Source organism: Pseudomonas sp. NPDC047961, assembly GCF_050272435.1.
GTDB lineage: Bacteria > Pseudomonadota > Gammaproteobacteria > Pseudomonadales > Pseudomonadaceae > Stutzerimonas.
The window spans coordinates 1-26,275 of record NZ_JBNNMD010000004.1; the positions used below are offsets into that span (position 1 = coordinate 1).

General features: G+C 55.9%; 25 protein-coding genes. 24 read left to right on the plus strand and 1 reads right to left on the minus strand.

The genetic code is table 11. From position 1 onward, the window contains the following. The 8 genes from ACQKIK_RS14370 to ACQKIK_RS14405 form a co-directional block, all read left to right on the plus strand. The coding region (locus tag ACQKIK_RS14370) for a hypothetical protein (protein ID WP_499136441.1) at positions 1 to 235 on the plus strand (235 nt) is incomplete at its 5' end. Positions 236 to 304: 69 nt separating this feature from the next. Next, positions 305 to 649 carry a hypothetical protein gene (locus ACQKIK_RS14375; protein ID WP_499136442.1) on the plus strand — a complete coding sequence of 115 codons (345 nt, stop codon included), beginning with the start codon at positions 305 to 307 and terminating at the stop codon, positions 647 to 649. A gap of 6 nt (positions 650 to 655) precedes the next feature. After that, positions 656 to 1,186, plus strand: a complete 531-nt coding sequence (locus ACQKIK_RS14380) for a hypothetical protein (RefSeq protein ID WP_499136443.1) — start codon at positions 656 to 658, stop codon at positions 1,184 to 1,186. Between the two features lie 2 nt (positions 1,187 to 1,188). Further along, the gene (locus ACQKIK_RS14385) at positions 1,189 to 1,392 is read left to right on the plus strand and encodes a hypothetical protein (protein ID WP_499136444.1); all 204 of its coding nucleotides are present in this window, start codon (positions 1,189 to 1,191) and stop codon (positions 1,390 to 1,392) included. Continuing rightward, a complete protein-coding gene (locus tag ACQKIK_RS14390; RefSeq protein WP_499136446.1) occupies positions 1,379 to 1,816 on the plus strand; it encodes a hypothetical protein in 438 nt (145 codons plus the stop codon). Before ACQKIK_RS14385 ends, ACQKIK_RS14390 begins: the two co-directional genes overlap by 14 nt. A 101-nt stretch (positions 1,817 to 1,917) precedes the next feature. Next, positions 1,918 to 2,205: a type II toxin-antitoxin system HigB family toxin gene (locus ACQKIK_RS14395; RefSeq protein ID WP_101152259.1), complete on the plus strand. Its 288-nt coding sequence runs from the start codon at positions 1,918 to 1,920 to the stop codon at positions 2,203 to 2,205. 2 nt (positions 2,206 to 2,207) lie between these two features. Then, complete coding sequence (locus ACQKIK_RS14400) at positions 2,208 to 2,609, plus strand: helix-turn-helix domain-containing protein (protein ID WP_101152257.1); 402 nt, start codon at positions 2,208 to 2,210, stop codon at positions 2,607 to 2,609. 125 nt (positions 2,610 to 2,734) lie between these two features. After that, the gene (locus ACQKIK_RS14405; protein ID WP_499136448.1) at positions 2,735 to 3,820 is read left to right on the plus strand and encodes a hypothetical protein; all 1,086 of its coding nucleotides are present in this window, start codon (positions 2,735 to 2,737) and stop codon (positions 3,818 to 3,820) included. 1,174 nt (positions 3,821 to 4,994) lie between these two features. On the opposite strand, the gene gltA is transcribed toward ACQKIK_RS14405, so the two are convergent. Beyond that, a complete protein-coding gene (gene gltA, locus ACQKIK_RS14410) occupies positions 4,995 to 6,266 on the minus strand; it encodes a citrate synthase (RefSeq protein ID WP_045426299.1) in 1,272 nt (423 codons plus the stop codon). Positions 6,267 to 6,628: 362 nt separating this feature from the next. On the opposite strand from gltA, the gene sdhC reads away from it, so the two are divergent. From sdhC to ACQKIK_RS14490, 16 genes are all read left to right on the plus strand, one after another. Next, a complete protein-coding gene (gene sdhC / locus ACQKIK_RS14415; RefSeq protein ID WP_045426302.1) occupies positions 6,629 to 7,003 on the plus strand; it encodes a succinate dehydrogenase, cytochrome b556 subunit in 375 nt (124 codons plus the stop codon). Next, positions 6,997 to 7,365 carry a succinate dehydrogenase, hydrophobic membrane anchor protein gene (gene sdhD / locus ACQKIK_RS14420; RefSeq protein ID WP_045426304.1) on the plus strand — a complete coding sequence of 123 codons (369 nt, stop codon included), beginning with the start codon at positions 6,997 to 6,999 and terminating at the stop codon, positions 7,363 to 7,365. The genes sdhC and sdhD overlap by 7 nt, the downstream gene beginning before the upstream one ends. A gap of 3 nt (positions 7,366 to 7,368) precedes the next feature. Beyond that, positions 7,369 to 9,141, plus strand: a complete 1,773-nt coding sequence (sdhA, locus tag ACQKIK_RS14425) for a succinate dehydrogenase flavoprotein subunit (protein ID WP_045426308.1) — start codon at positions 7,369 to 7,371, stop codon at positions 9,139 to 9,141. A 10-nt stretch (positions 9,142 to 9,151) separates the two neighbouring features. After that, positions 9,152 to 9,856: a succinate dehydrogenase iron-sulfur subunit gene (locus tag ACQKIK_RS14430; protein WP_045426311.1), complete on the plus strand. Its 705-nt coding sequence runs from the start codon at positions 9,152 to 9,154 to the stop codon at positions 9,854 to 9,856. 292 nt (positions 9,857 to 10,148) lie between these two features. Continuing rightward, positions 10,149 to 12,980, plus strand: a complete 2,832-nt coding sequence (locus ACQKIK_RS14435; protein ID WP_499136449.1) for a 2-oxoglutarate dehydrogenase E1 component — start codon at positions 10,149 to 10,151, stop codon at positions 12,978 to 12,980. 68 nt (positions 12,981 to 13,048) lie between these two features. Continuing rightward, positions 13,049 to 14,272 (plus strand): 2-oxoglutarate dehydrogenase complex dihydrolipoyllysine-residue succinyltransferase, encoded by a 1,224-nt coding sequence (gene odhB, locus ACQKIK_RS14440; RefSeq protein ID WP_499136451.1) that lies wholly within the window; start codon positions 13,049 to 13,051, stop codon positions 14,270 to 14,272. 93 nt (positions 14,273 to 14,365) lie between these two features. Then, a complete protein-coding gene (lpdA, locus tag ACQKIK_RS14445) occupies positions 14,366 to 15,802 on the plus strand; it encodes a dihydrolipoyl dehydrogenase (protein WP_499136452.1) in 1,437 nt (478 codons plus the stop codon). A gap of 176 nt (positions 15,803 to 15,978) precedes the next feature. Continuing rightward, positions 15,979 to 17,145, plus strand: a complete 1,167-nt coding sequence (sucC, locus tag ACQKIK_RS14450) for an ADP-forming succinate--CoA ligase subunit beta (RefSeq protein WP_499136453.1) — start codon at positions 15,979 to 15,981, stop codon at positions 17,143 to 17,145. Further along, complete coding sequence (sucD, locus tag ACQKIK_RS14455) at positions 17,145 to 18,032, plus strand: succinate--CoA ligase subunit alpha (RefSeq protein WP_045426324.1); 888 nt, start codon at positions 17,145 to 17,147, stop codon at positions 18,030 to 18,032. The genes sucC and sucD overlap by 1 nt, the downstream gene beginning before the upstream one ends. A gap of 273 nt (positions 18,033 to 18,305) precedes the next feature. Then, positions 18,306 to 19,616: a branched-chain amino acid transport system II carrier protein gene (gene brnQ, locus ACQKIK_RS14460; RefSeq protein WP_499136455.1), complete on the plus strand. Its 1,311-nt coding sequence runs from the start codon at positions 18,306 to 18,308 to the stop codon at positions 19,614 to 19,616. Positions 19,617 to 19,709: 93 nt separating this feature from the next. Continuing rightward, on the plus strand, positions 19,710 to 20,435 hold the full coding sequence (locus ACQKIK_RS14465; RefSeq protein ID WP_045426327.1) for a DUF599 domain-containing protein: 726 nt from the start codon (positions 19,710 to 19,712) through the stop codon (positions 20,433 to 20,435). A 54-nt stretch (positions 20,436 to 20,489) separates the two neighbouring features. After that, entirely contained in the window at positions 20,490 to 20,948 is a 459-nt protein-coding gene (locus ACQKIK_RS14470; protein WP_045426329.1) for a PaaI family thioesterase, read from the plus strand. Next, the gene (locus ACQKIK_RS14475) at positions 20,945 to 21,391 is read left to right on the plus strand and encodes a PaaI family thioesterase (RefSeq protein WP_045426331.1); all 447 of its coding nucleotides are present in this window, start codon (positions 20,945 to 20,947) and stop codon (positions 21,389 to 21,391) included. The genes ACQKIK_RS14470 and ACQKIK_RS14475 overlap by 4 nt, the downstream gene beginning before the upstream one ends. A 43-nt stretch (positions 21,392 to 21,434) precedes the next feature. Beyond that, a complete protein-coding gene (locus ACQKIK_RS14480) occupies positions 21,435 to 22,682 on the plus strand; it encodes an MFS transporter (RefSeq protein WP_499136456.1) in 1,248 nt (415 codons plus the stop codon). A gap of 143 nt (positions 22,683 to 22,825) precedes the next feature. Beyond that, positions 22,826 to 24,733 (plus strand): molecular chaperone HtpG, encoded by a 1,908-nt coding sequence (gene htpG, locus ACQKIK_RS14485; RefSeq protein WP_499136457.1) that lies wholly within the window; start codon positions 22,826 to 22,828, stop codon positions 24,731 to 24,733. Positions 24,734 to 24,901: 168 nt separating this feature from the next. Beyond that, the gene (locus ACQKIK_RS14490) at positions 24,902 to 25,924 is read left to right on the plus strand and encodes an amidohydrolase family protein (RefSeq protein ID WP_045426340.1); all 1,023 of its coding nucleotides are present in this window, start codon (positions 24,902 to 24,904) and stop codon (positions 25,922 to 25,924) included. Positions 25,925 to 26,275 lie beyond the last annotated feature (351 nt).

Genomic DNA, 26,275 nt, shown 5'->3' on the forward strand with positions numbered 1-26,275 from the left:
CTGCTCAAAAATTGAGCAGAAGCAGTTGAACACCTGGGTCAGTTTTCAGTCGGCAGAACAGCCTCTACTGGGTCAGTTTTCGGTCAGCGGCAACAGTGTTAGATGTATTCCTCTTCTGTTCATGTCTTTTTTCTTCATTTCTAGTGCGGTCTCTGGTTGTCGAGTCTTTTCGTCTCTTGTCTTGTTGATTCAGCTGTCGCCGATGCTTTTCAAATATTTATCGTTTTATAACTGAAATTAACTCGGCCGGTAGATTCCATTGCCCGCGGATTGCTGTAATGATTAATAAAAGTAAGGGGGAGTTATGGTTAAAGGGCAAGCAAGAATATCGCTTCATGTGCACAGGGATGCTCTAGTTAAGTTGCTCAAGGAGTATGTGACTCTAAGCGATATGGCTTTGGTTCTGAGAGGGGTTGGTGTGCAGGTATCTATTTCAAGTTTGTATAGATACATGCTTAGCGATTTATCTGAAGAGTATAAGGAATATCTTTGGCATACAGGGCGTGGGCTATTAAAGAGCAGGCAGGGCCAAATCCAGAGCAGAGGACAGGGAGCTTCAAGACTAAAGGCGACGGTTAGCAGGGAACCGGCTGATGGCAAAATATTTAACCAAAAAGATTTCAATAAATTTATGTTTAATAATAGGTGATTGTTTATGAAAATTATTGTAGCTGGTATAGGTGGTAATGTAGGGAAGTCAACATTGGCTGCGCATCTGCTTGTGCCTCGTATGAATAACGCCAAACTCCTAATTGTTGAGTCAATCAATCAAGACACCAAAGATCTGGTTGATGATTTTGAGACGGTACGTGGTGAGAAGTTTAGGAAAATATATTTAGAGCTGGTGGTGAATGATGATCTGGTTGTAGATGTGGGTGCGTCAAACGCTGAGGATTTTTTTGCAGGGCTAACGTCGTTGAATCAGGGATATGATGAGGTTGACTTTTTTCTTATACCTACCGTGCCTGGCTCGAAGGAGCAGGATGAGTCAATTTTAACTGCGCGTATGCTTGCAGCAATGGGAGTTGATAAAAGTAAGATTCAGATTGTATTTAATCGAGTGCGTCGGAGTGTTGAGGAAGAGTTCCCTGTCGTTTTGAATGCTGCTAAGGAGTTTGATTGTTTATTGCTAATCCGGATTGTATGGTTTTTGAGAATGATATCTATGCGGATTTGGCTGGCTTAAAAATGCCATTGAATGAGGCATGTGTTTTAGCTGAGAATAGTTTGCATAAACTAAAGGCTGATTTGAGAAAGGTGGCGAAATTCTCCGAGCAATATTTTCGCTATGCAAGGCTGCTTAATGTTGCTAAGAAGGCGGTAAATACATCGGGTCAGTTAGATGACGCTTTTAGCGCCTTGTTTGGCGAGGCCGAAGATGCACTCAATTAACGCCAGGCCTCTCACGAAACATGAAAATCTTTTAAGGCTTCTGTTTGAGCACGCAGATGAGATAATTGATAAGTTGGAGTTCTTGAATGAGTCGGCCCGGAAGCTGGATCGTATTGAGATTTTGATAAACGGATTCGATGGAACGCCTGGACTCATTGAGATTGTGGAGGCATTGACTTATGAGGTAAATCGAGTCGAGCGCAGGGCTGGTAGGCCATCAAATTCAGATGTGCAAAATATTATTATTCGATTGGCCAGAGTTGAGTCTATTTTAGATAAATCAACTGATGATGACCCGACCAGGCTGAGGAAGCAGCAAGATAATTCGATAGTATTGCGAAAGCTCACTGCATTTATTTGGCTGGTTTCTCTTCTAGGATTATTGAATCTGTCCCTCTTGGTATGGTGGAACATCGCTAGCTAAAGCTGATGATATTTTTATGATCGATGGATCAGATATCGCACCTTGCGATGCTATGGCGGGCGCGTTACCATGCCTCTATCGCAAGGTGCGATAGAGGGGCTATGCACGTCATTACACAGAAGCGTATCTGGGAGGCTCAGGCCAAATGGCCTCGCTCGGCGACTGCGCTTGAGGCTTGGTATCGTCTGGTGAAGGCAAGTGCGCCGCGAGATTTCGCTGAGATGAAGAGGCTCTTTCCGGCGACTGACAAGGTAGGGCCTCAGCATGTGTTCGACATCGGCGGCAACAAGCTGCGGCTGATTGCCATCGTTCATTACAGGGCACAGAAGGTGTTTATTCAGCATGTGCTGGATCATGCTGAATACGACAAAGGCAAGTGGAGGGAGTAATCATGTCCGCATTGATCAAGCAGGCTTGTGAGCACTGGCGTTACGTTGCACCGCTACTCACCAAGCCGACGAGCGAAGATGACTATGATGCTCTGGTTGAGGCGTTGGATGAGCTGCTGGCCGTGGTCGGCGATGATGAAGATCATCCGCTGGGCAGCCTGGCTTCTCAGCTGGGTGACATGATCGAAGCTTACGATGAGCTTCATAGGCCACTACCCAAAGTGGGCGGAGTGGAGGTACTTCGTTACCTCATGCAGGAGCATGGCCTGAGCCAAGGCGACTTGCCTGAGGTCGGTACTCAGTCAGTTATTTCTGAGGTTTTGGCAGGTAAACGCCAGCTAAATGTACGGCACATTCGTGCGCTCTCGGTTCGTTTTGGCGTCCCAGCGGATGTGTTTTTCTGAGAACGTTAGGCGTTCGCTAGGTTAGGGGCTATGAGGTGGTTGAGAAATTTTTTCTAGGTGCTCATATAAAGAGCTGCATAGCCTGACGCTGATACGTTGTTCAATTATCGAAGCATGGAGTGCTGATGTCAGACAACCATTTGACCCTCGCCAAACGATTCTGGGTCGATGACATGCCGGGTTCTTCTGTGTCTGGTTCTCGCCTGTCTAACCTTTTGGAGACCTTTGCCCGGGGTAATTCTTTGAGTGTCCTAGGGCAGCGTTTCCTGACTGAAAACGGGCTCAAGACCCTGGCGCAATTCGTTACCGGCGAGATTTCTGAATCACAGTTTCTCCAGCTTGCTCCAGTCGAACAGGTGTCCAGGGTTGCCGCTGCTTTAGTGCGACAGAAGGCAGCTGAACAACAGAAGCAGGTTGAACAGGAAGCTGCTGAGGCTCGCCACGCTGCCATGATGGCTCGCCTTCATGCCGAAAGGCTCCAGCGCGAAAGCGATCCGAAATTTATCGCTCGCCAAAAGAATCGCGAGCTACGAGAAAATTATGGTATTGACGGCTTCGTCGACGAGGTCGACTTCAAGCAAGTGATGACGATTTTGCGCAAGCTGGATAGCGCAAGGCGGCTTTCCGAGGAAGAAGCTGTTTGGCTGAAAAGCGAGGGCAGGGGATACGCTTCTGAGGAAATCCTGCGTGTCCATAATCGTCTTGAGGCCGACTACTACCTGGGTGAGTTTCGCAAGACGGGCGATGTCTGGCAGTTAGTGAATGCCAGTGGACACCTGCGCAAATGCGATGCCTCACGCGAAGCGCATGACCTCTTGGTAAAGATCCAGGATGGTGCTCTCAAGCAAACCAAGCTGAAGTCGGCAGTTCGCACTACGCATGGTGGGGTGCTGCGAGATCTAGGTCGCCACAACGAAGCACTTCAGTTGGCGGACGAAGCTTATCGACTTTTGCCGAATAGCTTTCGCCCGTGCACCCTTCTCGGGGCATTGAATATTGAGATGGGCAACATTGCTCTGGGTCACGAATGGTATACAAAGGCCGAGGAGCGGGGTGCGAAACCAGGCAGCATCGAGTCGGAGATTCGCTCACTTCTGGGGCGTATGCCTCCGGAGAAACGAGAGTCTGTGATGGGACAGCTGCTGAGTATTGACCCCGTCCAATACGCTTGGCTCCGCAAGAAGTCCGCCTTAAAAAGGCATCATCGTTGAGGTGTCGTGGCCAGTGGTGCGTATGCCGGGATTGCCCACGGGCATGGCTATAATCACCCTTTATGAGCTGCAAAACTCCTCTGGAAGCCGCAGTTTTGCGTTGTCAAAGACGCAGATTTTTGTCAATTTACACTAATCAAATTCGATAGACTGTACTGGTAAAACGTTTAAAATCAAATGGTTAGGCGTTTTCACTGTCTTTGGAAAGCTTGCATGGGGTGCAAGGGGTCGAGTGTTCGAATCACTCCGTCCCGACCAAAAGTCCCCAGAAAATCCAGTCACTTAACGGTGACTGGATTTTTTTATGTTTGAGGTTTTGCGATGCCTCAGAGTTTTCCCGCTTTCTGCTTGCCGCTGTGGTCTGCCGGGTTTGTGAGCGCTCGGGCTACAAATCTAGCAGCTCCTGCTGGGTGGCGATGCGTGGTAATGGTTTTGTCGCTTCGGTATGGCTCTCTGACGGCAAAATTGCGGTAGCTCGAGGCGCACCACTCTTCAGTGGTGTTGTGTCGTTTGCGGCTAGCGGCCTCATCATATCCCTCCTCGTTGTCCTGGTGCTGAGGAAGGCGCCCTGACTCCTTTAGTGTCAGCGAGTCGTGCTACTGCCCGGCTGTGCCTGGGAGCGCCCCAAGCTTCGCCGGCTTGGATTCATGCTTGTACTGGTGCAGCTTTTGGCAGCGTGCGGCCTTGGCTGGCTGTAGGACATAAAATGCAGCCGGTTCTGGGGCGCTAAGGTCTGGGGCGGCAAGCTGGACGTAGCGATGCGTCAGGAGGTGGCGCGGAGGGGAAAGCTGCTCGTCGATTTTTTGTGTCACTCACTCGTGCCCGCTATCGGACGCCTGCCTCGGCTCAGGCGTGCTATGTATTAATTCTCGCTCGGGACGCCAGTGCTGCAGCCGAGCTAAATCAGTGCATCCAGCGCGGCATGGATGATGAGGGTTGCGGCTACCAGCAGGGCGTTCTGAGGGAGTGAGTCAGCGAAAATGAGGTGCTGCCTCGGCAGCGTCACGGTCTCAATCGGCTGGTAAGCTAGGTGTGGAGTGATCGGCAATCACAATGGTGGGTGCGGACCGATTCGGTCCAGAAATAAAAAACGCCCAGTGCGCTGCACTGGGCGTTGAGGTAGCTAACCCTAAAAAGCTGTTGGTCTATTCAGGGTAAGGCGGTTCGCGCTGCCTTAGCGATTCAGGTCCCGTTGCGGGTGGCCGGTGTACAGCTGGCGTGGACGACCGATCTTCTGACCCATCGCAATCATTTCTTTCCAGTGCGAAATCCAGCCGACAGTACGTGCAAGCGCGAAGATCACGGTGAACATACTGGTTGGAATGCCGATCGCCTTGAGAATGATGCCGGAGTAGAAGTCAACGTTCGGGTAGAGGTTGCGTTCGGCGAAGTAGGGATCGTTCAGCGCGATCTCTTCAAGCTTCATTGCAAGTTCGAGCTGCGGGTCGTTGATGCCGAGTTCGCTGAGTACTTCGTCGCAGGTCTGCTTCATGACCTTGGCGCGTGGGTCGAAGTTTTTGTAGACGCGGTGGCCGAAGCCCATCAGTTTGAATGGGTCGTTCTTGTCCTTGGCCTTGGCAAGGAATTTTTCGATGTTCGAAACGTCGCCGATCTCGTCCAGCATGGTGAGTACGGCTTCGTTGGCGCCGCCATGTGCCGGGCCCCACAGCGCTGCAATACCAGCAGCAATGCAGGCGAACGGGTTGGCGCCGGTCGAGCCGGCCAGGCGTACGGTGGACGTCGAGGCGTTTTGCTCGTGGTCCGCATGCAGAATGAAGATGCGGTCCATGGCTTTTGCAAGAACCGGGCTGATCGGCTTCACTTCGCAAGGTGTGTTAAACATCATGTGAAGGAAGTTTTCAGCGTAATTCAGATCGTTACGCGGGTACATCATCGGCTGGCCCATGGAGTACTTGTAAACCATGGCGGCCAGTGTTGGCATCTTCGCGACCAGGCGAACCGCCGAAATTTCGCGGTGGTGCGGGTCGTTAATATCCAGAGAGTCGTGATAGAAGGCCGAGAGCGCGCCTACAACACCGCACATGATGGCCATCGGATGTGCATCACGACGGAAGCCGTTGAGGAAAGACTTGAGCTGTTCGTGAACCATCGTGTGGTTCTTGACGGTGCTGATGAACTTTGCTTTTTCCTCAGCAGTAGGCAGCTCGCCGTTCAGCAAGAGGTAGCAGGTTTCGAGGTAATCGGCTTTTTCGGCCAGCTGCTCGATCGGGTAGCCGCGATGAAGCAAAACTCCTTTGTCACCGTCGATATAGGTGATCTTGGATTCGCAAGAGGCGGTGGACATGAAGCCGGGGTCGAAGGTAAAGCGACCCGTGGAGGTCAAGCCTCGTACGTCGATTACGTCGGGCCCTACGGTGCCGGATAGAACGGGCAGTTCGATGGCGTCTGCGCCTTCGATGATCAACTGCGCTTTTTTGTCAGCCATGTATGGCCTCCTGTTTTATGCTTGGAATCATCATGGCCCCCCACGCAGGGCCCGCATCACTATAGTGAGATAAATCACAAAGTCAATTTGGGCGAGCGGCCAGTTGTAGAGGGGGTTAGGGGTGAATTCGCAACACAGAAAAAGCTATTTACGCGAATTACAAACCGAGGCGCCATCCGCCTTTAGTGGCACTTCACCACATTGTCATTAGCGACCTAACTGTTTATAATCGGCGACCGACCGGCAGGGGCCTTACAGGCAGTTTCCTGTGGGTTGTCACTCGTGGGTGGCGGGTACCGCTGCGTGCTCTTCCCAACAACTTTGCCCTGCGGTTTCGGGGCTCTCAAGTGTGAAAAAAAGCCGTGAAAAGCCAACGACCTGTAAACCTAGATCTTAGGACAATAAAACTCCCAATCACTGCTTACACCTCAATCCTTCACCGCATTTCTGGCGTGATCTTGTTTGTTGGTGTGGCCGTCCTGCTGCTTGCGCTTGATGTCTCTTTGTCTTCTGTCGAAGGCTTTGAAGAGGTGAAGGCGTATCTCGGTAGTCCGCTGGCGAAGCTGGTGGTCTGGGCTTTGCTCTCTGCGTTGCTGTATCACCTGGTGGCCGGTGTGCGCCATCTGGTCATGGATACCGGCCATGGCGAAACGCTGGAAGGCGGGAAGCTGGGCTCGAAAATCGTTTTGGCCGTATCGGCAGTGCTGATCGTTCTGGCGGGAGTTTGGATATGGTAACCAATGTCACCAACTTTTCCCGTTCGGGTCTGTATGACTGGATGGCCCAGCGCGTTTCAGCGGTGGTCCTGGCGGCTTATTTTCTCTTTCTGATCGGATACCTCATTGCGAATCCGGGATTGGATTACGCTCAGTGGCATGCGCTGTTCTCCGCTCAGTGGATGCGCATCTTCAGTCTCCTTGCACTCGTTGCCCTCAGTGTTCATGCATGGGTTGGTATGTGGACGATTTCCACCGACTACCTGACCAGCATGGCAATCGGTAAGTGGGCTACCGGCGTGCGTTTTCTCTTCCAGGCGGTGTGTGGCATAGCTATGTTCACCTTCTTCGTCTGGGGCGTGCAGATTCTTTGGGGTATCTGATCCATGGCTAGCATTCGTACTCTTTCTTATGACGCCATCATTATTGGTGGCGGTGGTGCGGGCATGCGCGCCGCACTGCAGTTGGCCCAAGGTGGTCACAAAACTGCTGTGGTAACCAAGGTTTTCCCGACCCGCTCGCATACCGTATCCGCACAAGGTGGCATCACCTGTGCGATCGCTTCGGCTGACCCGAACGATGATTGGCGCTGGCACATGTACGATACCGTTAAGGGCTCCGATTACATCGGCGACCAAGATGCTATCGAATATATGTGTTCCGTTGGTCCGGAGGCTGTTTTCGAGCTGGAACACATGGGCTTGCCGTTCTCCCGAACCGAGCAGGGTCGCATCTACCAGCGTCCGTTCGGTGGTCAGTCGAAGGACTATGGCAAAGGTGGGCAGGCTGCTCGCACTTGCGCGGCCGCTGACCGTACTGGTCATGCGCTGCTGCACACTCTGTATCAGGCCAACCTGAAGGCGGGCACGTCCTTCCTCAACGAATGGTATGGCGTGGATCTGGTGAAGAATCAGGATGGCGCCATCGTGGGCATCATCGCGATCTGCATCGAAAATGGCGAAACGGTCTATATCCGGTCCAAGGCTGTGGTCTTGGCTACCGGAGGTGCAGGGCGTATCTACGCATCGACCACTAACGCGCTGATTAACACCGGTGACGGTATTGGCATGGCGTTGCGCGCAGGTGTGCCGGTTCAGGATATTGAGATGTGGCAATTCCATCCGACCGGCATCGCTGGTGCCGGTGTGTTGGTAACCGAAGGTTGCCGTGGTGAAGGTGGATACCTGATCAATAAGCACGGCGAGCGCTTTATGGAGCGTTACGCGCCGAACGCGAAAGATCTGGCGGGTCGTGACGTAGTTGCTCGCTCCATGGTTAAAGAAATTCTGGCTGGCAACGGCTGTGGTCCAGATGGCGACCACGTGATGCTGAAGCTCGATCACCTGGGTGAGGAAGTACTGCATAGCCGTCTACCGGGCATCTGCGAGCTGTCGAAAACCTTTGCGCATGTCGATCCTGTCACTGCTCCGGTGCCTGTAGTTCCGACCTGTCATTACATGATGGGTGGCGTCGCCACTAACATCCACGGTCAAGCAATGACCCAGGATGCCAATGGAAATGACAAGATCATTGAAGGGCTATTCGCGGTAGGCGAAGTGGCGTGCGTATCGGTTCATGGCGCCAACCGTCTGGGTGGCAACTCTCTGCTTGACCTCGTTGTATTCGGTCGCGCCGCCGGTCTTCATCTAGAAAAAGCGCTGAAGGACGGTATCGAGCATCGCGGTGCGACTGAGGCCGATCTGGACGTTGCGCTGAGTCGTCTCGCCAGCTTGAACGAGCGGACCGAAGGCGAAGACGTCGCTTCGCTGCGTAAAGAGCTGCAAAGCTGCATGCAGAACTACTTCGGTGTATTCCGTACCGGCGAGTACATGCAGAAGGGCATTGCCCAGCTTGCTGATCTCCGCCAGCGCATCGCCAATGTGAAGATTTCTGACAAGAGCCAAGCCTTCAATACCGCCCGTATCGAAGCGCTGGAGCTACAGAATCTGCTGGAAGTGGCTGAAGCAACTGCCATCGCTGCAGAGAATCGCAAAGAATCGCGCGGCGCGCATGCCCGCGAGGATTTCGAAGAGCGTGATGACGAAAACTGGCTGTGCCATACCCTGTACTTCCCGGGTGAGAAGCGCGTAGCCAAGCGTGCCGTGAACTTCTCTCCGAAGACTGTTCCGACTTTCGAACCTAAGGTTCGGACTTACTGAGGTCGCTGATATGTTGCAAGTGAGCGTTTATCGCTATAACCCGGATAAAGACGCCAAGCCCTACATGCAGGACTTTCAGGTCAATACCGATGGTAAGGACCTGATGGTGCTGGACGTGCTCGCCCTCATCAAGGAACAGGACGAGGGCTTCTCTTATCGTCGTTCATGCCGTGAGGGGGTTTGTGGCTCTGACGGCATGAACCTGAACGGCAAGAATGGGCTGGCCTGCATCACACCACTCTCGTCTGTAGTCAAAGGCAACAAGCTTGTGGTTCGTCCGCTACCTGGTTTGCCAGTTATTCGTGACTTGGCGGTGGATATGGGCATCTTCTATAAGCAGTACGAGAAGGTTCGCCCTTATTTGATGAACGATACACCGGCTCCGGCTATCGAACGTCTGCAGAGTCCGGAAGATCGAGAGAAGCTCGACGGTCTGTACGAGTGCATCCTTTGCGCTTGTTGTTCGACGAGCTGCCCGTCCTTCTGGTGGAATCCAGATAAGTTCCTCGGGCCCGCTGCGCTGCTGCAGGCTTATCGCTTCCTGGCCGACAGCCGCGACACCGAAACCGAGAACCGTCTGTCTGCGCTAGACGATCCGTTCAGCGTGTTTCGCTGCCGGGGTATCATGAACTGCGTCAGCGTCTGTCCGAAAGGGTTGAATCCGACCAAGGCCATTGGCCATGTTCGAAACATGCTGCTGCAGAGCGCAACCTGATGCCCCCCGAGGTGTCTGCGGTTATTGATAGTAGTTGCAGATCCTTAATGCTTCACCGCGACACCTACGGCGCCAGAGTTCAAACTCGGCGCCGTAGTCTTAGTAGGAATCCCAGCTCACAAAGCCGGGGTTTCGCTCTGAAAATTTGATGACCAGCAGGGGCATCCGGGGTGGTTCTCGGAAACTATCTGCGCGGTCCGTAGTGGCTTTACCTGGGTCGCTGCTTCAGAACTTGGGAAGTCATGCTGCGGTCTCCACGCTGGTGGTGTCTCCTTATCGAAGGTGACCAGACATGCAAGAAAGCGTAATGCAGCGCATGTGGGACAGTGCCCACCTATCCGGTGGTAACGCTGCCTATGTGGAAGAGCTCTACGAGCTCTACCTGCACGATCCCAACGCTGTGCCCGAAGAGTGGCGCACCTATTTCCAGAAGCTGCCGGTCAGCGGTGGCGCTGCGGCCGATGTATCGCATTCGACAATCCGCGATCACTTCGTACTGTTGGCAAAGAACCAACGTCGTGCTCAGCCTGCTTCAGCCGCCAGCGTCAGTAGCGAGCATGAGAAGAAACAGGTCGAAGTCCTGCGTCTGATCCAAGCTTATCGGATGCGTGGCCATCAGACTGCCCAGCTCGACCCGCTTGGCTTGCAACAGCGCCCGGCTCCAGCTGATCTGGCGATCAATAACTATGGCTTGACCGACGCAGATCTGGATACGGTGTTCCGTACCGGCGACCTTGCCATGGGCAAAGATCAGGCCACTTTGCGCGAGATTCACCAGGCGCTGCAAGAGACTTATTGCCGCACTATCGGGGCTGAATTTACCCACATCGTCGATTCAGACCAGCGCACCTGGTTTATCCAGCGGCTCGAGAGCGTTCGTGGACGTCCGTCCTTTTCGCCTGAAATCAAGAGCCACCTGCTTGAGCGCCTTACAGCTGCTGAAGGTCTCGAAAAGTACTTGGGTACCAAGTATCCGGGTACCAAGCGTTTTGGTCTGGAAGGTGGTGAGAGCCTTATTCCGTTGCTGGACGAAATTATCCAGCGGTCAGGCTCCTACGGCACTAAGGAAATCGTCATTGGCATGGCCCACCGCGGCCGTCTCAACGTACTGGTCAATACCTTCGGTAAAAACCCACGCGACCTGTTCGACGAGTTTGAAGGCAAGAAGGTCGAAGGGCTCAGCTCCGGTGATGTTAAGTATCACCAGGGTTTCTCCTCCAACGTCATGACTCCGGGTGGCGAAATACACCTGGCGATGGCGTTTAACCCTTCGCACCTGGAAATTGTGTCGCCAGTGGTTGAAGGCTCAGTTCGCGCTCGTCAAGATCGTCGTTGCGATGCGGTGGGTGACAAGGTACTGCCAGTCACCATCCACGGTGACGCCGCCGTTGCGGGGCAGGGCGTCGTTATGGAAACCTTCCAGATGTCCCAAACTCGTGCATACCGCACGGGCGGCACCATCCGGATCGTGATTAATAACCAGGTTGGCTTCACCACCAACAAGCAGGAGGACGCGCGCTCCACCGAGTACGCGACCGACGTCGCAAAGATGATTCAGGCGCCGATCTTCCACGTGAACGCGGATGATCCTGAAGCGGTTCTGTTTGTCACCCAGCTTGCTGTTGACTACCGGATGCAGTTCAAGCGCGATATCGTCATCGACCTGATCTGCTATCGGCGTCGCGGTCACAACGAAGCGGACGAGCCCAGCGGCACTCAGCCGCTCATGTATCAGAAAATCGCCAAACAGCGCACCACGCGTGAGCTGTATGCCGATGCTCTAACGCAATCGAGCGTGCTCGACAATGATCAGGTCCAGGCCAAGGTCGACGAATACCGCGCCGCGCTTGATAACGGTCTTCACGTGGTCAAGAGCTTGGTCAAGGAGCCGAACAAGGAGCTGTTCGTCGATTGGCGGCCGTACTTGGGCCATACCTGGACTGCTCGATACGACACGCGTTTCGAGCTAAAAGCGCTGCAGGAATTGTCCAGCAAGATGCTGGCGGTGCCGGAAGGCTTCGTCGTTCAACGTCAAGTGTCGAAGATTCTCGAAGACCGCCAGAAGATGGGTGCCGGCGCGCTTGCTATCAACTGGGGCTATGCCGAGACACTGGCTTACGCGACCCTGCTGTTCGAAGGTCATCCAGTTCGCATCAGTGGCCAGGACGTTGGCCGCGGGACCTTCTCGCACCGCCACGCGGCGTTGCACAACCAGAAGGATGGTGGCACCTACATCCCACTACAGCATCTCTACGAAGGGCAGCCTCGCTTCGACCTGTACGACTCCTTCCTGTCGGAAGAGGCGGTGCTGGCGTTCGAGTACGGCTATGCAACTACCATGCCTAATGCACTGGTGGTGTGGGAGGCGCAGTTCGGTGACTTTGCCAACGGTGCTCAGGTCGTCATCGACCAATTCATCACCAGTGGCGAGCACAAGTGGGGCCGTCTTTGCGGATTGACGATGCTGCTGCCGCACGGTTACGAAGGCCAGGGGCCGGAGCATTCGTCCGCGCGGCTGGAGCGTTACCTGCAGCTGTGCGCCGAGCACAACATTCAGGTATGCGTGCCGACAACGCCCGCTCAGGTCTATCACATGTTGCGCCGCCAGGCGATCCGCCCGCTGCGCAAGCCTCTGGTAGCGCTGACGCCGAAGTCGTTGCTGCGTCACAAGCTGGCAACGTCGACCCTGGAAGACTTGACCCAAGGTTCGTTCCTGACCGTGATTCCGGAAATCGATCAGATCGATCCGAGCAAGGTCGAACGCGTTGTCATGTGCAGCGGCAAGGTCTATTACGATCTGCTGGATAAGCGTCGCAACGAAGGCCGCGAAGACATCGCCATTGTTCGCCTGGAGCAGCTATATCCGTTCCCGGAAGATGATCTGGCTGAGGTGCTAGCGCCTTACCAGAACGTCAAGAGCATCGTCTGGTGCCAGGAAGAGCCGATGAACCAGGGGGCCTGGTATTGCAGCCAACATCATATGCGTCGCGTTGCCGTCGCGCATAAGAAGGAGCTGTTCCTGCAATACGCGGGTCGTGAAGCCTCTGCAGCACCTGCAGTCGGTTATGCCTCCATGCACGCCGAACAGCAGGAAAAACTGCTGCAGGACGCCTTCACCATTTAATCATTCTTGCAAGAGGCCGCGGACACCGCGGCCTCGATGTAAAAACCGAATCAAATAGGACCCAGCTAATGGCTATCGAGATCAAAGCCCCTCAATTTCCGGAATCGGTTGCTGACGGCACCGTTGCGACCTGGCACAAGCAACCGGGCGATGCGGTAAAGCGTGACGAACTGATTGTCGACATCGAGACCGACAAGGTTGTTATGGAAGTGCTAGCCGAAGCGGATGGCGTGCTGACCGAAATCGCCAAAAACGAAGGCGACACCGTGCTCAGCGGTGAGCTGCTTGGCAAGCTGGACGCTGGCGCTACGGCTTCAGCTCCAGCTGCTGCGCCTGCAGAAGCCGCCGCTCCGGCAGCCGCTCCAGCATCGGCACCTGCAGCGGGTGAAGAAGACGCGATCCTCGCGCCTGCCGCGCGCAAGCTGGCCGAAGAAAACGGCATCGATCCGAACAGCGTAAAGGGCACTGGCAAGGATGGGCGGGTAACCAAAGAAGATCTGGTTGCTGCCATCGATGCCAAAAAATCGGCTCCGGCAGCCGCCAAGCCCGCCACTAGTGCAGCATCGGCCCCTGTTTCTGCTGCTGGTGACCGCACCGAGAAGCGCGTGCCGATGACGCGCCTTCGCGCCAAGGTTGCCGAGCGCCTGGTTGAAGCACAGTCGAACATGGCGATGCTGACCACCTTCAACGAAGTCGACATGACCGAGGTCATGGCGCTGCGCTCGAAGTACAAGGATCTGTTCGAAAAGACCCACAACGGCGTGCGTCTGGGCTTCATGTCCTTTTTCGTCAAGGCTTCCGTCGAGGCGCTGAAGCGCTTCCCCGCGGTCAACGCGTCGATCGACGGTACCGACATCGTTTACCACGGCTATCAGGACATCGGCGTCGCTGTCTCCAGCGATCGTGGTCTGGTCGTTCCGGTGCTGCGCAATGCCGAGCTGATGAACCTGGCCGAAGTTGAAAGCGGCATCGCCACTTTTGGCAAGAAAGCGCGTGATGGCAAACTGTCGATTGATGAGATGACTGGCGGCACCTTTACCATCACCAACGGCGGCACCTTCGGTTCGATGATGTCGACCCCGATTGTCAACCCGCCGCAAGCCGCTATCCTGGGCATGCACAACATTCTGCAGCGTCCGATGGCCGTTAACGGCCAGGTGGTCATCCGACCGATGATGTATCTGGCGTTGTCCTACGACCATCGCCTTATCGATGGCAAGGAAGCGGTCAGCTTCCTGGTGACCATCAAAAACCTGCTGGAAGATCCGGCCCGTTTGCTGCTGGACATCTAACAAGCGTCACGGGCTGCAGTTAGCAGGCTAGGCAAGTGCCGGGCCTGCTGTCTGCGGCCTTTGATTTTTTAGCTGCACTCAAGAGGATTCGTAATGAGCCAGAAATTCGACGTCGTCGTGATCGGTGCCGGCCCCGGTGGTTATGTTGCAGCCATTCGCGCAGCGCAACTGGGTCTGAAGACCGCCTGTATCGAAAAATATCAGGGCAAGGAAGGCAAGACCGCGCTTGGCGGAACCTGTCTGAACGTCGGTTGCATTCCGTCCAAGGCGCTGCTGGACAGCTCCTACAAGTTCCATGAAGCCCACGAGAGCTTCAAGGTTCACGGCATCAGCACTGGCGAAGTGGCCATGGACGTTCCGACCATGGTGGCCCGTAAGGATCAGATCGTTAAAAACCTGACTGGCGGTGTTGCCGGCCTTATGAAGGCGAACGGTGTAACCGTGTTCGAGGGTCACGGCAAGCTTCTCAGTGGCAAGCAGGTCGAGGTCACTGGCCTGGATGGCAGCACACAGGTGCTCGGTGCCGAGAATGTGATCCTCGCCTCCGGTTCCAAGCCCGTCGATATCCCGCCGGCGCCGGTCGATCAGAGGATCATTGTCGACTCGACGGGCGCTCTGGACTTCCAGAGCGTGCCGAAGAAGCTTGGCGTTATCGGTGCCGGTGTCATCGGTCTCGAGCTGGGATCGGTCTGGGCTCGCCTGGGTGCAGAAGTCACCGTACTCGAAGCCATGGACAAGTTCCTGCCGGCCGCCGACGAACAAATTTCCAAGGAAGCCTTCAAGGTCCTGAGCAAACAGGGCCTGAATATTCTGCTGGGCGCCCGTGTGACCGGTTCGGAGGTGAAGGGTGACGAGGTTATCGTCAACTTCACCAACGCTGAGGGAGAGCAGCAGCAGACCTTCGACAAACTGATCGTTGCAGTTGGTCGCCGTCCTGTGACCACCGATCTGCTGGCCGCTGACGCAGGCGTCGACATGGATGAGCGTGGCTTCATCTTTGTCGACGATCAGTGCGCGACCAGTGTTCCAGGCGTTTATGCCATTGGTGACGTGGTCCGTGGTGCGATGCTCGCGCATAAGGCATCGGAAGAGGGTGTGATGGTTGCCGAGCGGATCGCGGGCCACAAATCGCAAATGAACTACGACCTGGTTCCGTCGGTCATCTATACCCATCCGGAAATCGCATGGGTCGGTAAGACTGAGCAGGCGCTGAAAAGCGAAGGCGTTGAAATCAACGTGGGCACCTTCCCGTTCGCTGCCAGTGGCCGTGCCATGGCTGCCAACGATACGGCGGGCTTGGTCAAGGTCATCGCTGACGCCAAAACCGACCGTGTACTGGGTGTGCATGTCATGGGGCCGGCTGCAGCCGAGCTGGTTCAGCAGGGCGCCATTGGCATGGAGTTCGGTACCAGCGCCGAAGATCTGGGCATGATGGTCTTCTCTCACCCGACCATGTCCGAAGCGCTGCACGAAGCTGCGCTGGCGGTGAATGGTCACGCGATTCACATCGCCAACCGCAAGAAGCGCTAATAGCGCAGCAACAAGCGGCGGCTCGCGCTGGGCTTTATAGGCCTGACGCGGCCGTCGAATACCTTCAAGCAAGGTATGACAGGTCCCTGAAAGGTATCTTCGATAGTTTTCAGCGACTTGAGGTGACGCCGCTGCAATGTGGCGTCTGATGCACATCAAACCGAACGGTAGCTAAGATGAATCTTCACGAATATCAGGGTAAGCAACTGTTTGCCGAGTACGGATTGCCGGTTTCCAAAGGTTATGCGATCGACAGCCCCAAAGAAGCGGCTGAAGCCTGTGATCAGATTGGCGGTACCGAGTGGGTAGTTAAGGCTCAGGTACATGCTGGCGGTCGTGGCAAGGCGGGTGGCGTCAAGCTCGTGCGTAGCAAGGACGAAGCCCGCGCATTCGCCGAGCAGTGGCTAGACAAGCGCCTGGTGACCTATCAAACCGACGCCAACGGACAACCGGTCAGCAAGATTCTCGTTGAAGCCTGCACCGACATCGACAAAGAACTGTATTTGGGCGCCGTGGTCGATCGCGCCACACGCCGGGTGGTCTTCATGGCCTCCACCGAAGGCGGCGTCGACATCGAGAAGGTCGCTCACGACACGCCGGAAAAAATCCTCAAGGCGACCATCGATCCGCTCGTCGGCGCTCAGCCGTTTCAGGGCCGCGAATTGGCATTCCAGCTCGGCCTGAAGGGTGATCAAGTCAAGCAGTTCGTCCACATCTTTGTAGGGCTGGCCAAGCTGTTCGTCGACTACGATCTGGCTCTGCTCGAAGTCAATCCGCTGGTCGTCAAGAAAGACGGCAATCTGCACTGCCTTGATGCCAAGTTGAATATCGATAGCAACGCGATCTATCGTCAGCCCAAACTGCGCGGTATGCAGGACCCGTCCCAGGATGACCCACGCGAAGCTCACGCAGCGAAGTGGGAGCTCAACTACGTTGCACTGGAAGGCAACATCGGCTGCATGGTCAATGGTGCCGGTCTGGCCATGGGCACCATGGATATCGTCAATCTGCACGGCGGCAAGCCGGCGAACTTCCTCGACGTCGGCGGCGGCGCTACAGAAGAGCGCGTGACTGAAGCGTTCAAAATCATCCTGTCCGATGAAAACGTCGCGGCTGTCCTGGTTAACATCTTTGGCGGCATCGTCCGTTGCGACATGATTGCTGAAGGCATTATCGGTGCGGTCAAGGAAGTCGGCGTCAAGGTTCCTGTGGTCGTCCGTCTCGAAGGCAACAATGCTGAACTCGGCGCCAAGATGCTGGGTGAAAGTGGTCTGAATATCATCGGTGCAACCAGCCTGACCGATGCGGCCATTCAAGTCGTCAAAGCCGCGGAGGGCAAGTAATGAGCGTCCTGATCAATAAAGACACCAAGGTAATCTGCCAGGGCTTCACCGGCTCGCAAGGTACCTTCCACTCCGAGCAGGCCATCGAATACGGCACCAAAATGGTCGGTGGCGTGACTCCTGGCAAGGGCGGCACAACTCATCTGGGCCTGCCGGTATTCAACACGGTTAAAGAAGCAGTCGAAGCGACTGGCGCGGATGCATCAGTGATCTATGTTCCGGCACCGTTTTGCAAGGACTCCATTCTTGAAGCAGTGTTCGGCGGTATCAAGCTGATCGTCTGCATCACCGAAGGCATCCCAACTCTCGACATGCTCGAAGTGAAGATCAAGTGTGACGAAATGGGTGTTCGCCTGATTGGCCCGAACTGCCCAGGTGTGATCACTCCCGGCGAGTGCAAGATCGGTATCCAGCCGGGTCACATCCACATGCCGGGTAAGGTTGGCATCGTGTCTCGCTCGGGCACTCTGACCTACGAAGCGGTCAAGCAGACCACCGACGCTGGTTTCGGTCAGTCCACCTGTGTGGGTATCGGCGGCGATCCTATTCCAGGATCGACCTTCATCGACATCCTCAAGTTGTTCCAGGAAGACCCGCAGACCGAAGCGATCGTCATGATCGGTGAAATCGGCGGTTCCGCCGAAGAAGAGGCAGCTGCCTATATCAAGGCCAATGTTACCAAGCCGGTAGTCTCCTACATTGCTGGTGTGACGGCTCCGGCGGGCAAGCGCATGGGGCATGCCGGTGCGATCATTTCCGGCGGCAAGGGCACCGCGGACGAGAAGTTCGCAGCGCTGCAAGACGCTGGCGTGAAGACTGTTCGTTCGCTCGCCGATATCGGCAAGGCGCTGGCGGAAGTCACTGGCTGGGACGCCAAGCAGGCCTGATCCCCTCCTAGGGGCACCCGATGCCAGTCAGCTCGTCTGACTGGCATCTTCGTTTCTGCACGACGATAAACGGCGTTCTGGCTTGGTCCGAGCGAGTATGCCTAGGGTGTCCATCTTCTCGCGCCATCTCGTTTTGGGGAGTACGACTCCTCGCCCTCGCTAGTCATTTCGATTAAGGTGCGTGCTTTTTTTCGTGCGGCGCAGCATGAGCCGTATCCGGGAGTTCACGCTTGGTGCGTGTCGTGCCAGAACCTTCTGTAGTGGGATAGTTCAATGATTCGACTGAAAGGCCTTGATCTGCTGGCCCTAGGCTTCATGACGTTCGCGCTGTTTCTCGGCGCAGGCAATATTATCTTTCCACCCAGTGCCGGGCTGGCTGCAGGGCACTCGCTCTGGTTTGCAGCACTGGGGTTTCTGTTGACTGGCGTCGGGTTGCCTTTGTTGACTGTGGTCGCGCTGGCACGGGTCGGCGGCGGCATGGATCGCTTGACCGCCCCGTTAGGGCGTGGCGCCGGCACGCTGCTGGCGGTAGCGGTGTACCTGGCCATTGGCCCGCTGTTCGCTACGCCTCGGACGGCAGTGGTGTCGTTTGAAATGGGCGTTGCGCCCTTTACCGGCAACGCAGCTATCCCCCTTTTCGTTTATACGGTTCTGTTTTTTTCGGCGACATTGTTCCTGGCGATAAATCCAGGTCAGTTGGTGAACCGGGTCGGCAAGTTCATCACGCCTGTATTACTGGCTGCGTTGCTGGTGCTGGGCGGCGCTGCGGTGTTCGCGCCGGCTGGCGACATCGGGACCACAGCCGAGAGCTACCGTAACGGTCCCCTGCTGAAAGGATTTCTAGAAGGCTATCTGACCATGGATACCTTGGGCGCGCTGGTATTCGGCATTGTGATCGCGACCGCCATCCGTGATCGAGGCGTATCCGAGCCGGCGCTGGTGACCCGTTACTCGATGATTGCTGGCGCCATAGCCGCGCTTGGTCTGTCGCTGGTGTACCTCGCGCTGTTCTACCTGGGCGCAACTAGTCAGGGCATTGCCGGTGAGGCGCAAAACGGCGTGCAGATCCTCACGACTTACGTGCAACACACCTTTGGTACTACGGGCAGTCTGCTGCTTGCAGTCGTGATTACGCTGGCCTGCCTGACAACCGCAGTCGGTTTGACGACCGCCTGTGGCGAATTCTTCAGCGGCTTGATGCCCGTCGGCTATCGCACTGTCGCCGTGGTATTCACGCTTTTCAGCCTGTTGGTGGCCAATCAGGGCCTGACCCAGCTGATCAGTGTGTCAGTGCCCGTGCTGGTCGGGCTCTACCCGCTGGCGATCATGTTGGTCGCATTGAGTCTGCTGGATCGCTGCTGGGTTTCGCCCAGTCGGGTGTTCATCCCGGTAATGGCCGTCACGCTGGTGTTCGGTGTTGCCGATGGGATGTCGGCGGCGGGCTTCACCGACCTGGTTCCCGTGTTGTTTACCAGGCTCCCCTTGGCCGCGCAGAGCATGGGTTGGCTGGTTCCAGTGCTGGTGACTCTGGCGATCGCTTTCGCCGTGGATCGGCTGCTTGGTCAACGCCGACTCGCATCATAATGCCGGTTGACTCGGCCGCACGATTGGTTCGCGAGACGCCTAGCAAGCGGTTTCGCTGGCTATAATCAGGCGCATGCGTCCAGAGGGGTTTACATGCTCATTCCCAATCATTTGCTGCCTCATCTGATTGCTGTCGTGTGGTTCGTACTGTGCTGGGCCGGCTACACCCGCTACGCAAGCTGGCGGGGCAGGGACACCGCGTGCCTGGCCAGTGTCCTGCATTTGTATCGGCAGGACTGGATGCGGCGCATGCTGCTGCGCGATAACCGCATCGCCGATGCCAACGTGATCGGCAACCTCGAGCGCAACGCGGCATTTTTCGCATCCAGCACTTTGATCATTCTGGCTGGCATACTGACCGCGCTGGGCGCGTCCGAACGTGCTGTTTCGTTGTTGGCGGATCTGCCGTTCGCGCAACCGGTCAGCCGTGGGCTTTCGGAAATCAAGCTGTTGGCGTTGGCGGTGGTGTTCGTTTATGCGTTTTTCACCTTCAGCTGGTGCATGCGGCAGTACAACTTCGCTGCTGTGCTGGTTGCCTCGGCGCCGATGGCGGGTGAGCGCAACGTGAGTGACCTTGAGCGCAAGTCATTCGCCGAGCGGGCTGCAAGGGTCATCTCGATGGCGGCAAACCAGTTCAACTTCGGCCTGAGGGCTTATTACTTCGGAATGGCTACCTTATCCTGGTTCATTCATCCCTGGTTCTTCATGACGGTAACGACCGGGGTGGTACTGGTCTTGTATCGCCGAGAGTTTCATTCCGATGTGCTTGAAGTCATGGTGTTCACGCCAACCTTGCCTATCGAGCCGCCCAAGGAGTGAGGGGCTAGCCAGTAGAGCCGGTAAACTCTGTGGTTTGGACTTTTGAGAGTTCGCATGAGCGATAGTTTGATATTGGAGCGCACCCAGCGCTTTCTTTCCCTGTTACGCCACTGTCAGGTCCTGGGCATGCGTGTCGAGCATGCGAGCGCCAAGGGGCTCACGTTGTGCCTTCCTTATAGTGAAAAGATCGTCAGCAATCCTGAGACCGGACGCGTCCACGGCGGGGCGATCACGACATTGATGGACACCACTTGCGGTATCTCCACGGCGTGCGCACTCCCTGAGCTCGAGATCTGTCCCACGCTTGATCTACGCATTGATTACATGCATCCCGCCGAACCAAATCATGATGTGTTTGGCTTTGCTGAGTGCTACCGCGTAACACCGACAGTCATTTTCACCCGTGGAGTCGCTTATCAGCGTGATATCAACGAGCCGATTGCACACGTTGTGGGTGCTTTCATGCGCATGGGCAAGAACAGCCTAATGAAAGCACCGGAGGCACCGCAATGAGTGTTCCGGACCTGGACGCGCTGGTCCGTGAGGCTCACGCCAGCAATGATTACGATGTGCTTCTGAATATGGTGCCGTACGCCAGGCTCATCGGTATCGAGTGCTTGCGGCTGGGCGATGAGATGGTGTTTCGGCTGCCAAAGAACCAGGACAATATCGGCAATCCTACGCTTCCAGCCATCCACGGCGGCGTGATTGCTGGCTTCATGGAGCATGCGGCAATGCTCCATCTGCTGATGTTCATGGGCGCGCCACATTTGCCCAAAATCATCGACTTCTCGATAGATTATCTTCGAGCGGGTCACTATCGTGACACCTTCGCCGCCTGCCAGGTCTGGCGCCAGGGACGCCGTGTGGCCAATGTTGCCGTGACGGCCTGGCAAACCAATCAGGCCGAACCGATCGCTACTGCACGTTGCCACTTCAAGGTCAACGAGCCCTGATAGGCCTGGCCGGTGTCTCTTGTAGTTGTCTCGAAGGTGTTGAATGGATGCGTTGCTGATATTGGGTGGGCTGCTGCTGATCGTAGTCGGTCTGATCTGGTTGATCGTTCTGGCGTTCGGTACGGGCTTGTTGTGGGGCGTCGGCTGTCTGCTACCCCCGGTGACTCTGCTCTATATCGCGCGCCACTGGAATAACGCCCGGAAGGCGGTGGGGCTGTCCGCTTTGGGCTTCATCCCTCTTGTAGTTGGGTTTACATTGCTCGCCAGCCACGATCCGGAGCGAATCGCAGCCATCACCAGCCTTGAGTGGCTCGAGCAGGATGAAGTGCAGGGCCAGCAGCTAAGTTTTCGCTTGCACGGGCAGCTCGATGGCCGACCCTTCGAGCCTAGGGTTGGCAGTCTCACGGATGGCGTACTAATATTGCGTGATGGGGATCAGCTGTTTGCCCAGCAGGAAGTGAGCATTCGCCTTGGCGAAAATCCGCCTGGAGCAGTGCAGGTCGATGTGCTTCCCGAGGACACCGGTGCTGTCCCGGAAATCGAAATCAACTGGATGCGTCCAGAACAACAGCTACCTGAGGCGCGCCGAGTTCGAAGCGGCTACACCTTACATCTGGATCTGCAGCCGGTGCCGCCGAACAAGCTGGCCGGTGACTTCCATCTGGTCTTGCCGGCCCATTACCACACGAGCCTCAGTGGACACATCGAACTGTTCACCGACAACCTGCGTTATCGTTCGGGCCAGGTGGATCTGACGCATGACTCGGCTGACACGCTCGCTTATGTGGCCAAGGATCATCTGCAGCGACGCTTCGAGACGCGGGCAGTGACCATCGGGGCGCTGCCTGGTGTTTCCTTCCCTGCGTCGAGCATGATCCTCTCGGTGCAAGCCGAAGTTGAAGGTTCGCCGAGTCTTTTCGAACTCAATATGCACAAGGGTGACCAAGGCTGGGCGGTCGTCGACGATACCTATCCGCCGCTGAAGGCTACAGTCGAAACCCAGCCAAAGGTTGCTACGACCCAAGCAGCACCACTGCCCGATAGCGCCGCTTCGGCCCGAATCGATCGCCGCCAGCGGTTCTCTCTGGCGCGGTTGCTGCGCAATCCGGAACGCTACGAACATCGGCAAATACGCGCCCATACCAAGCGCGGTGGCGTTGCGGAAGGGCGCTTCAAAGGGCTTGATCGGGACGGCAACCTGTCTATCAGGCAACGCCTGAAAGGGCCGGGGGAGGCAGTGTTCAATCTCAGCCCCGACGATATCGTTCGGCTTGAGCTACTCGAGCCTTAGTGGGCCTAGCAGGAAGTCGCTGTACAAGGTCTGCAATGGCACCCAGGCATGCATTGCACTTGAATTTTAGCGCCAAGCCCCCATCTGCTTGTCATCGCCGCAGTCGCGGTCCGTGCCATTGACGATGTGGAGTTTGCAAGACGATGAGTGTGGAGACTCAAAACAAAGAAACCCTGGGCTTCCAGACCGAAGTGAAGCAGCTGCTTCACCTGATGATCCATTCCTTGTATTCAAATAAGGAGATCTTCCTTCGCGAGCTGATTTCCAACGCCTCGGATGCTGCTGATAAGCTGCGCTTCGAAGCGCTGGCCAAGCCTGAGCTGCTTGAGGGCGGAGCCGATCTGAAGATTCGTGTCAGCTTCGATAAAGATGCCAAGACCGTCACTCTCGAAGACAACGGCATCGGCATGAACCGTGAAGACGTCATCACCCATCTGGGCACTATCGCCAAATCGGGTACGGCTGATTTTATGAAGCACCTGACCGGTGACCAGAAGAAGGATTCACACCTGATCGGTCAGTTCGGCGTTGGCTTCTATTCCGCCTTCATCGTCGCGGAGCAGGTTGAGGTGTTCAGCCGCCGCGCCGGTACATCTGCAGAAGAAGGCGTGTATTGGTCCTCGAAAGGCGAGGGCGATTTCGAGGTTGCGAACATCGAAAAGCCGGAACGTGGCACTCGCATCGTTCTGCACCTCAAGTCTGGCGAAGAAGAGTTTGCCGACGGTTGGCGCCTTCGCAACATCATCAAGAAATACTCCGACCACATCGCGCTGCCGATCGAATTGCCGAAAGAGTTTCATGGTGAGGAGAAAGACAAGCCGGCCGAGACCGAGTGGGAAACCGTCAACCGAGCGAGTGCGCTTTGGACCCGTCCACGCACCGAGGTGAAAGACGAGGAATACCAGGAGTTCTATAAGCACGTCGGGCACGACTTCGAGAATCCGTTGGCCTGGAGTCATAACAAAGTTGAGGGTAAGCTCGAATACACGTCGTTGTTGTTCGTTCCTGGCCGTGCGCCGTTCGACCTGTATCAGCGAGAAGCACCCAAAGGACTGAAACTCTACGTCCAGCGGGTCTTCATCATGGATCAGGCCGATGAGTTCCTGCCGTTGTACCTGCGCTTCATTAAAGGCGTAGTCGATTCCAACGACCTATCGTTGAACGTGTCCCGCGAGATTCTGCAGAAGGATCCGGTGATTGATTCGATGAAGTCGGCGCTGACCAAGCGCGTGCTGGACATGCTGGACAAGCTGGCCAAGGACAAGCCGGAGGACTACAAGAACTTCTGGAAGCAGTTCGGTCAGGTATTGAAAGAAGGCCCGGCGGAAGATTTCGCGAACAAGGAGAAGATAGCCAGTCTGCTGCGTTTCGCTTCCACCCACGATGGTTCCGGCGAGCAAAGCGTGTCGCTGGCTGAGTATCTGGCTCGCGTCAAGGATGGGCAGGACAAGGTCTACTACCTCACCGGCGAGTCGTATGCGCAGGTCAAGAACAGCCCGCATCTGGAAGTCTTCCGCAAGAAGGGTATCGAGGTATTGCTGCTGACCGATCGTATCGACGAGTGGCTGATGAGCTACCTGACCGAATTCGATGGCAAGCAGTTCGTGGATGTCGCCCGCGGTGATCTGGACCTCGGCAAGCTGGACTCCGAAGAGGACAAGAAGGCTCAGGAAGAGATCGCCAAAACAAAGGAAGGCCTGGTAGAGCGTCTCAAGACAGCGCTTGGCGATGAGGTTGCTGAAGTGCGCGTATCGCACCGCCTGACTGATTCGCCGGCAATACTGGCGATTGGTGAGCAAGACCTGGGCTTGCAGATGCGCCAGATCCTCGAGGCCAGCGGACAGAAGGTGCCGGAATCGAAGCCGATCTTCGAGATCAACCCGGCACACCCGCTGATTGAAAAGCTCGACGCCGAGCCGGATGAAGATCGCTTCGCCGATCTTTCGCACATCCTCTTCGATCAGGCAGCCTTGGCGGCAGGGGACAGCTTGAAGGACCCTGCAGCTTATGTGCAGCGCCTCAACAAGCTGTTGGTTGAGTTATCCGCTTAACCTGATCTGCCGCAAAAAAGGCCCGTCACTGACGGGCCTTTTTCGTTCAGCTGCGTTTGCTGAAAGAACCAGGGTAAATCAGGCATTAAGCGCGGCTCGCTTGTAACAGCGTTATGAACCGCCAAGCGACTGGACGGTCTATCTGCGTGCTCATCAGGAGGACATCGGTTGCTTAACATACGAAACTGTCTCGCCGCGTTTTGCCTGGTTGTCTCGGCCGCACCGGTACAGGCACGGGACTACCACTACAGCGACGCCCATCTGCATTTCGTCGACTTTTTCCAGGAAAGCGATGGCATGGACCGGCTGCTCAAGGCCATGGACAAGGGCGACATCGATCACGTGATGATCAGCGGTATACCGGTCGCTAAGAAATGGCACGAGAATGAGCCCAAACGCCCTCGCTACTACGCGGGCGATGACGCGGCCGTCTACTGGTACAGTGCGACCGATGTGGTGGTCGCTGCGGCGCTCAAGGAGTTAGACGAAGAGCAGCGCAAGCGCTTCCATCCGTTTCTATCGGGCTTCAATCCGAATGACAAGAACGCCGACGCGCATATCCGTCGGATGCTCGATATGGACCCAGGACTGTGGCAGGGACTTGGTGAGATATTCACGCGGCATGATGATGTGACGGCTTTGACTCAGGGCGATACGCCCCGTGCCAACAACGAAGCGTTGACGCGGGTCTACCACCTGGCAGCCGAGTTCGATTTGCCGGTCATGCTGCACTCAAACATCACCTCCAAGCGCGAGCGCAATCCGCTCTATCTGGCTGAACTGGAAGAGCCGCTGCGTAACCACCCGCATACACGCTTTATCTGGGCGCATGCTGGTACCAGCAAGGAGCTTCATCGTCACCAGAAGAAGCTGGACTTCCTGCTACCTACCGTCAAACGCCTGCTCGATGACTATCCGAATCTATACGTCGATTTGTCATGGACTATGCTTCGTCCGTATCTGCTGGACAGCGCAGGCGCACCCGATCCCGACTGGGTGGCCTTGGTCGCGCGGCATCCTACGCGCTTCATGATTGGTTCAGATGTTGTGGGGCGCTTCGAAGGTTTGGGAGAGGCGATGCGCGCATTTGATCCTTTCCTCGATGCGTTGCCCGAGGCCGTGGCACGCAAAGTGGCGCGTGACAATTTTCTCGCTGTACTTCCGCGTAAGCGGCAGGCGGAGGTGCGGTAAACGGGTGTAGCGTCGGCTGGCTCCATGGCTGCTCGTCCGGCTTCACCCCTAATTAGCCCCTTCTTGACGCCAGGATTTAGAGGTGTCCGTTCCTGCTTATTGATCAAGATTCGTGACCTGTCTCTTTAGCTATTTGCGGGTGCTAACCAGGCCTGCGCGGCGAGCCAGGAGCGGGCATCGCTGGGATTAATCTAAACGAGCTGGTAGTACGATTTACCATGACCCGGTTTGTTTCGGCGACGCCCCGCAAAGGGCTTCGTGTTCTGCACTGTGCTACAAGGTCAGTCCATCCGGTTTGCCCCAAAGCTGGGCAGAACGGGCGGAGATGCGTACCATCCGGCGTTTTTCGCA

Excerpts from the sequence above, each read along its gene's own strand:
- sdhD (WP_045426304.1), top strand. The coding sequence starts at position 6,997 with ATGGTAACCAATGTCACCAACTTTTCCCGTTCGGGTCTGTATGACTGG.
- htpG (WP_499136457.1), top strand. The coding sequence starts at position 22,826 with ATGAGTGTGGAGACTCAAAACAAAGAAACCCTGGGCTTCCAGACCGAA.
- brnQ (WP_499136455.1), top strand. The coding sequence starts at position 18,306 with ATGATTCGACTGAAAGGCCTTGATCTGCTGGCCCTAGGCTTCATGACG.
- ACQKIK_RS14390 (WP_499136446.1), top strand. The coding sequence starts at position 1,379 with ATGCACTCAATTAACGCCAGGCCTCTCACGAAACATGAAAATCTTTTA.
- ACQKIK_RS14405 (WP_499136448.1), top strand. The coding sequence starts at position 2,735 with ATGTCAGACAACCATTTGACCCTCGCCAAACGATTCTGGGTCGATGAC.
- ACQKIK_RS14400 (WP_101152257.1), top strand. The coding sequence starts at position 2,208 with ATGTCCGCATTGATCAAGCAGGCTTGTGAGCACTGGCGTTACGTTGCA.
- ACQKIK_RS14475 (WP_045426331.1), top strand. The coding sequence starts at position 20,945 with ATGAGTGTTCCGGACCTGGACGCGCTGGTCCGTGAGGCTCACGCCAGC.
- ACQKIK_RS14395 (WP_101152259.1), top strand. The coding sequence starts at position 1,918 with ATGCACGTCATTACACAGAAGCGTATCTGGGAGGCTCAGGCCAAATGG.
- sucD (WP_045426324.1), top strand. The coding sequence starts at position 17,145 with ATGAGCGTCCTGATCAATAAAGACACCAAGGTAATCTGCCAGGGCTTC.
- odhB (WP_499136451.1), top strand. The coding sequence starts at position 13,049 with ATGGCTATCGAGATCAAAGCCCCTCAATTTCCGGAATCGGTTGCTGAC.
- lpdA (WP_499136452.1), top strand. The coding sequence starts at position 14,366 with ATGAGCCAGAAATTCGACGTCGTCGTGATCGGTGCCGGCCCCGGTGGT.
- sucC (WP_499136453.1), top strand. The coding sequence starts at position 15,979 with ATGAATCTTCACGAATATCAGGGTAAGCAACTGTTTGCCGAGTACGGA.
- ACQKIK_RS14380 (WP_499136443.1), top strand. The coding sequence starts at position 656 with ATGAAAATTATTGTAGCTGGTATAGGTGGTAATGTAGGGAAGTCAACA.
- ACQKIK_RS14375 (WP_499136442.1), top strand. The coding sequence starts at position 305 with ATGGTTAAAGGGCAAGCAAGAATATCGCTTCATGTGCACAGGGATGCT.
- ACQKIK_RS14430 (WP_045426311.1), top strand. The coding sequence starts at position 9,152 with ATGTTGCAAGTGAGCGTTTATCGCTATAACCCGGATAAAGACGCCAAG.
- ACQKIK_RS14480 (WP_499136456.1), top strand. The coding sequence starts at position 21,435 with ATGGATGCGTTGCTGATATTGGGTGGGCTGCTGCTGATCGTAGTCGGT.
- ACQKIK_RS14465 (WP_045426327.1), top strand. The coding sequence starts at position 19,710 with ATGCTCATTCCCAATCATTTGCTGCCTCATCTGATTGCTGTCGTGTGG.
- sdhA (WP_045426308.1), top strand. The coding sequence starts at position 7,369 with ATGGCTAGCATTCGTACTCTTTCTTATGACGCCATCATTATTGGTGGC.
- gltA (WP_045426299.1), bottom strand. The coding sequence starts at position 6,266 with ATGGCTGACAAAAAAGCGCAGTTGATCATCGAAGGCGCAGACGCCATC.
- ACQKIK_RS14385 (WP_499136444.1), top strand. The coding sequence starts at position 1,189 with ATGCCATTGAATGAGGCATGTGTTTTAGCTGAGAATAGTTTGCATAAA.
- ACQKIK_RS14435 (WP_499136449.1), top strand. The coding sequence starts at position 10,149 with ATGCAAGAAAGCGTAATGCAGCGCATGTGGGACAGTGCCCACCTATCC.
- ACQKIK_RS14470 (WP_045426329.1), top strand. The coding sequence starts at position 20,490 with ATGAGCGATAGTTTGATATTGGAGCGCACCCAGCGCTTTCTTTCCCTG.